1 protein-coding gene is annotated in these 484 nt (G+C 69.0%); it reads left to right on the top strand.

The genetic code is table 11. The features are described 5' to 3' along the window. On the top strand, positions 1-484 hold a 484-nt coding region (locus EN850_RS36650), incomplete at both ends, for a histidine kinase dimerization/phospho-acceptor domain-containing protein (protein WP_189591271.1).

Below are 484 nucleotides of genomic sequence, written 5' to 3'. Positions count from 1 at the left end.
TCGGCATCGCGCTGCTGCTGGTGACGGTGCTGCTGGCCTGGCTGGTATCGCGCGCGCTCCGGCAACGCCTGGCCAAGCTGGCCGCAGCCACCCATCGGCTCGCTGCCGGCGACTACGCCACCCGCATCGAGCGCACCAGCGATGACGAGCTGGACGCCCTGGTCAACGACTTCAACCGGATGGCGCAGGCGCTGGATGATACCGAACGCAACCGCCGTGCCTTCATCGCCGATATCTCGCACGAACTGCGCACGCCGCTGGCGGTGATTCGTGGCGCCACCGAGCTGCTGCTGACCCGGCCCGGCCTGGATGAGAAGGTGCTGCAGCGTCTGCAGCGCATCCAGCGTGCCGAACAGCAGTGCAGTGACCTGATCGGCGCGCTGCTGCTGCTGTCGCGCAACGAACGCGGGCAGGGCACCAGCAACGTCGCCCGCGTGGCCGAACAACTGCTGGATGCGCACCGCGCACAGCTGGGCGGCAAGCC

Origin of the sequence: Mesorhizobium sp. M8A.F.Ca.ET.207.01.1.1 (genome assembly GCF_004794715.1) — a bacterium.
Taxonomy (GTDB): domain Bacteria; phylum Pseudomonadota; class Alphaproteobacteria; order Rhizobiales; family Rhizobiaceae; genus Mesorhizobium.
The sequence above is the reverse complement of the archived record's forward strand: the minus strand, read 5'-3'. Positions and strand labels throughout refer to the sequence as shown.